Here is a 5,796-nt window from a genome sequence, read left to right on the forward strand (position 1 = left end):
ATTCAGGGGGAAAGAAATTTTCTCAGACCCCACAAGCATTGCAAATCAAGGACTTCGGGTTATGAAAAACCCTCACATGAGAGTCTGAGAGCGACCATTCAAATAGTGGCTTCGCTGTCAGGAAAGGGGCAGTTCACGTGAAACGCGTTCTGGTATGCGGTGCCGGGGGCTTCATAGGATCTCACTTAGTCGACCGTCTAGTGAACGAAGGATGTTGGGTTCGCGGAGTCGACTTGAAGTTTCCCGAATTTGGAGGAACGTCGGCAAATGACTTTGTCGTCGGTGATCTCCGCGATGCGACCTTCTGTAGAGAGGTCATCGACCAACGATTCGACGAGGTGTACCAACTGGCCGCGGACATGGGTGGCGCCGGCTTTGTCTTCACCGGCGACAACGACGCGGATATCATGCACAACTCAGCTACCATTAATTTGAACATGCTTGAGGCTTGTAGGAAGCGGAACATTAAGAAAGTGTTTTATTCTTCCTCGGCCTGCGTCTATCCGGACTATAACCAGCGCGATCCGCTCAACCCTGTGACATCAGAGGAGTCGGCCTACCCCGCGAATCCCGACAGCGAGTATGGTTGGGAAAAGTTGTTCAGTGAACGCTTGTACCGGGCGTATCACAGACACTATGGAATGGACGTGCGGGTGGCTCGTTACCATAACATCTATGGTCCCAAAGGAACGTGGGTTGGCGGGCGGGAAAAAGCACCTGCGGCCTTGTGTAGAAAGGTGGCCTCGGCTGCCAACGGATCAGTGATCGAGATTTGGGGGGACGGAGAACAGACGCGATCGTTCCTGTATGTCGACGACTGTATCGATGCTACCCTCTTGCTGACGGCATCGAACGTAACGGGGCCGCTTAATATTGGTTCCGAAGAAATGGTCACGATCAACCAACTAGCCTCAATGATTATTGAAATCTCCCGCAAAGATCTGGATATTCGTCATATTCCGGGACCTCAGGGTGTGCGAGGGAGAAATTCGCACAACCGATTGATGGAGCGTGAACTGGGGTGGCATCCGTCGGTTTCACTATATGAGGGCCTCTCCCGAACCTACGCATGGATTGCCGACGAAGTCGAGAAGGCAAAAACTCTATTGGCCTTACGTTAGGAGTCCCGACCGTTTTTGTCGCGACGCTTTAATATAGCGCGAGTCTCAAACGGCATACTTCAAGACGGTTGAAATTGGGAGCAAAGAGAGGTGTGTCGCATCGGCAAGCCCAAAGCATTAATTTTTCACAGTGGGTATCGTGTGGCGGGGGGCGAGGAGCGAGCGGTTGAGGACTCGGTTCACGTTATGCGTCGGTTGGGTATGGACCCTCGGCTAATCATGCGTCGGTCACCGCCTGGCCGAGTGCGAGCTGGATGGTCGGCCTTGAATTTCGGGGAGCCATCGGATGGCCTTGAGACAATCTTCCGGACGGAGGCAATTGAGGTCGTTCACGTTCACAATGTGATGCCAATGTGGATGGATGGCCCCATCCGGATGGCAATGCGATACTCGGTTCCAGCGGTGGTTAGCATCCACAATCATCGAGGTTTTTGCATCAACGGAAGTGTTGTCCGGCGAGATCAACCATGCCTTCGATGTCTGCGTGGGAGCACGCTTCCCGGGGTGCTACACAATTGTCGTGACAACGCCTTGGAATCCATGGTGTACGGTCTGGGGGTCCAGCGTCTGAAAGGGATGTGGCGGCGTTTTCATCGCGTGATTTTTCCGAGCCAATATTTGAAGAGGATCTATATCGAGGCGGGTCTGGTTGAGTCATCCCAAGCGGAAGTGGTCCCGCACTTGGTCCCTTATGAGCCTCTGCCGCCGGTGCCACGAATCCAACAATTCTTGTTTGTTGGCCGTAACTCCGTGGAAAAGGGTATGTTTCCGCTGCTGAGGGCATGGCAAGGCACACGCCCGAAGATTGGCAATGACTGGCGGCTAACCATAGTGACCGATAGACGACCCCAGGGTAATTGGGATGGGGTGCATTTTGTGCCACCAACGAGTCGCCAAGAAGTTGTGAGGCTAATGAGGTGCTCGCATGCAGTCGTCGTCCCGTCGCTTGCTTCTGAAACGTTTTCTTATGTCTGTCTGGAGGCGCTCAGCACCGGCACCCCAGTCATTGCATCACGCATTGGGGCGTTGCCAGAAATACTCGGAAAGGGAGGCTTGCTGGTGGAACCGGGTGACGTCGACGGATTGGTTGCCGCAATGGAACGATTGGCTCTAGATTTAAAAATTTGGAATGAACAGCGCGAACATTCAGCTTCACACTATAAGAGCCAGTATATGCCGGAGCAGACCATTGCGAAATGGAAATCTTTGTATTCAACGACGATGGGAAAAGAACTTGTGCTGAATGAGGAATCGCCCGTCACCTTTGCGGTTGACTGATGAGCGAAGACGATCGGCACATCGGGTTGGGGAGAGGTTGAATGACACGACAGCGTGTGGCGGTAGTTTTCTTGGACTATAGGCCGACTCACGAATTCAAAGATCAGGGTATGTATGTCCGGGCGTTAAACCTAGCAGGATACGATGCGTTTTTGGTCACCACCGAAAAACCTGAGTTGGCAGATCATCGCCCCCGTGACTTCGAAATCGTTGAGACACGAGAGGAAGCCGTTTTGTCCGGAGCCATTTGGGACTCTCTAGCAGCGGATGCTGTTGTCGGAATTAATTGGTTCAGTCGGCACTTTCTCAAGGCGGCCGACGAGCTAATGCGGCGCGATATTCATCTGATTATTAAGGCCGACACAGATGGATACGCAAGTCCGAGGATTTGGCTGAGGGAATCCTGGCGCAGATACCTGCACCAGTCGCGGAACGGCCAGCTTAGTTTGGTTGGTGCAGTAAGAGTCGCGGGAAGGACTCTGCTTCCTGCCATGTTTGACCGCCGCTTGTTAGACGTGGTCGAACGAAGTGCCGCCGTGATAGTGGAGACAACTGCCGCAATAGAACATGTTCAACGATTCATATCTTACTACCACCGGGATCACCTCCAGAGCCGGTTGCATCTCGTTTATAACCCGGTCGATTCCGTGTTTACTAATCATGTTCACGTCGAGAGGAAACGAGACCAAATGGTGTTGGTAGGACGATGGAACGATTCCCAAAAGAACACGCAGAATGCCGTCAGAGCGACATGCGAGTTTCTTCGGAAGCGTCCGAGTTACGAGGCAGTCATCACAGGCGCCGGAACACATTTCTGGCACAATGCACAGTGCCTCCAACACAGTGCGGTTGCTCCGCGAGTGACAATCCGCGACCACATTTCGCACACCGAACTCTTAGACGTGTTGGTCCAATCGCAGATTCTTTTGAGCTCATCGTTTTTCGAAGGATCACCGCTCGCGATGGCGGAGGCATTATGTTGCGGGACAACGATCGTCGGCACGCCCATCCCAGCAACCGACCACTTTATAGCGAGCGGTCGCTTCGGTACGCGAGCCAAAGGGTTTCATTGGCGTCACCTTGTAAAGGCCCTGGAGACCGAGGCTTACTACTGGGAAGCTGGTCTCCGGAACGCGGCAGCGGTTTCGGGTTACTGGATTCCGAAACAGCGCTACGAGTCAATTTCTGAGCAGCTACAGACTCTGCTGGACGCATGCCTCGGAAAACCGCGCGACCGTTCTCCGAAAGTGGTGAGCAAGTACCGTAGCTAGATTTGCTTCGACTTCAATTGAGATTGCCGCGTTCCTAAGGATCCGCAACGGGGGTCTCTCTCGATAAAAGACGTGTGGAATCGAGTGGCCGGGGTGACGATTTGAACTAGTTGTTAGTGGGGATGCCTACCAGATACCTTGTGAATGAACTTTTGTGGTTCCCTGTTCTCTATGCCAAGGATATTTCCGATATGACGAACCGGACGATGCAACTCAGTACCGTTAGCACACCGCGAGGGGGCTTTGACGAATGTTGGACTGGTTATCGCGAGGAGACGCGGGGGTCAACGAACCATTCCGTTGTGAGGTTGTGTATGGGACTGGCAACTTCATGAAACTGAAAGCCGATTGGGACCGACTCCTTGAACGGTCTCGCAGCATTGCACGCCCATTTCTGACGCACGACTGGACTAGAAACTGGCTCGAATTCTTTGGCCCAAAATGCGAACCTGTGATTATTCTAGTGTACCTTGGAGAACGAATTGTCGGACTCGCACCGTTGTGTCATCGCCCCAATCCGTACATTGGACCATTATGGACCACACTCTCCTTTCTAGGAGATCCCGGGGCTGATTACCATGATTTCATTATCGATGAAACTGTGGACTATACGCGAATGTACGAATACATTCTGGGAATCGTGCGCAACATGGCAAAGCGATACTCGGTGGCTCGCCTCTACAACGTGCACTCAGAGGTTGCTTCGCTGTTCGCGAAGGGTCTGCCGAATGGCGTGACGGTCCACCCCACTAGGTGTCTATACGTCGACACACGCCAATCGTGGGACAGTTATCATAACGACATCCTTACCAAGAAGATGCGCTATGCCCTGAAACGTGCCAGCAAGGTTGGACCGATCCGATACAGCGTTGCTTCCAACGAGAGCGAGATTAATCCGTTTATGCAGGCGTTGTTCGACATGCATAAAAGACGCTGGGGCGCGACGAAAACGCCCAGCGCCTTTCGTTCGGCAAGGTACCAAACCGTTCTCCTAAACTTGGCCCATGAGTTCATGCGCGAGTCCCGCATACATCTATCGTATTTATCGATTGGCGGCGAAATCGCAGCCTGCACGTACAGCGTTAGAGATCCGGAACGAAACCGTCTTTATGGCTATCTGAATGCGTGGAATCCTGGGTTGGCACGTTTGTCTCCCGGTATCCTGATGATTTACTTCTTAATTCGGAATGAGTATGACCGTTATGAGGTCATTGACTTCATGAATGGTGAAAACGAGTATAAGAACCACTGGGCGAATAAGGAAACCCAGAGCTACACCTTCAGACTGTACAAAACGCCAATGCACAAAGCGATTTATACTAGATTAAGGACCATGGTTGATAAGAAAGCTGGCAATGTGCGTAGCCTGGGCGGATGATGTCCTGTCAAGACCAGCTATGGAGAGTCAAGCTGCCTGTTGGCATGGAAGATCGGGGCGGCAATGTAGGCATGCGCGCAGCCTGGGCGGCGACGACACATAGGGATTAACCACCTTGTCCGACCGCAGCTGATTGATACGGGACTTGATCGCGCAAAATGGCATAGATCACATGGGTCAACTTGCGGGCCACCGCGCCTGTGGCGCACATAGCATGCTTGCCCTCCGCGCGTTTACGTTGGTAGAATGCGCGGAGACTGGGGTCGCAGGTTCGAGCGGTGTTCGCCGCCAGCCACAGAGCCCGTCGTAGATACGGGGATCCGCGTTTGGACATCCGCGCCCGGCTCGCCGTATACTGACCGGATTGCTTGACGGTGGGATCGATGCCCGCGAAGGCGACTAGACGTTGAGCCGATGCGAAGCGCGTAATGTCGCCAATTTCGCCCAATATGGCCGCCGCCAACACCGGTCCGATGCCGGGAATGGTCACCAAGTGATGATCGAGGCTGTCCACACGGCGTCTGATGTCGGCTTCCAACTCCGCAATTTGGTCTTCGAGGAACGCGATTTGATCCAGCAACATCCGCAACTGCATGCGATAGACATCCAATGCTTGGGTGATCCCAAACGAATCTTGCGCGGCTTCGTGAATTGCGCGGGCCGTCTCGAACCCAACGCGCTGACGGCTGGCGGTGAGCCGGAGGTCGGCCAGGGCGTGGACATCCGTGGCCGCAATTTCGTCGGGCGT

Annotated in this window: 5 protein-coding genes; 4 read left to right on the plus strand and 1 reads right to left on the minus strand. The window is 53.5% G+C overall.

Translation table 11 applies throughout. The features are described 5' to 3' along the window. The first annotated feature begins 137 nt into the window (after positions 1 to 137). The 4 genes from HIJ39_RS21080 to HIJ39_RS21095 all read left to right on the plus strand — a co-directional run bounded on the left by HIJ39_RS21080 (position 138) and on the right by HIJ39_RS21095 (position 5,048). Positions 138 to 1,121, plus strand: a complete 984-nt coding sequence (locus HIJ39_RS21080; protein ID WP_169103010.1) for an NAD-dependent epimerase/dehydratase family protein — start codon at positions 138 to 140, stop codon at positions 1,119 to 1,121. Positions 1,122 to 1,262: 141 nt separating this feature from the next. Then, a complete protein-coding gene (locus HIJ39_RS25010; RefSeq protein WP_338055266.1) occupies positions 1,263 to 2,399 on the plus strand; it encodes a glycosyltransferase family 4 protein in 1,137 nt (378 codons plus the stop codon). A gap of 41 nt (positions 2,400 to 2,440) precedes the next feature. Then, positions 2,441 to 3,670: a glycosyltransferase gene (locus tag HIJ39_RS21090; RefSeq protein WP_169103012.1), complete on the plus strand. Its 1,230-nt coding sequence runs from the start codon at positions 2,441 to 2,443 to the stop codon at positions 3,668 to 3,670. A 250-nt stretch (positions 3,671 to 3,920) separates the two neighbouring features. Further along, complete coding sequence (locus HIJ39_RS21095) at positions 3,921 to 5,048, plus strand: GNAT family N-acetyltransferase (protein ID WP_169103013.1); 1,128 nt, start codon at positions 3,921 to 3,923, stop codon at positions 5,046 to 5,048. A 106-nt stretch (positions 5,049 to 5,154) separates the two neighbouring features. Here the strand turns inward: HIJ39_RS21095 and HIJ39_RS21100 are convergent. Beyond that, the coding region (locus HIJ39_RS21100) for an IS110 family RNA-guided transposase (RefSeq protein ID WP_169103014.1) at positions 5,155 to 5,796 on the minus strand (642 nt) is incomplete at its 5' end.

The organism is Sulfobacillus harzensis, assembly GCF_012933365.1.
GTDB classification, from domain to species: domain Bacteria; phylum Bacillota; class Sulfobacillia; order Sulfobacillales; family Sulfobacillaceae; genus Sulfobacillus_B; species Sulfobacillus_B harzensis.

Coding starts and splice junctions, on each gene's coding strand:
- HIJ39_RS21090 (WP_169103012.1), top strand. CDS start 2,441: ATGACACGACAGCGTGTGGCGGTAGTTTTCTTGGACTATAGGCCGACT.
- HIJ39_RS21095 (WP_169103013.1), top strand. CDS start 3,921: ATGTTGGACTGGTTATCGCGAGGAGACGCGGGGGTCAACGAACCATTC.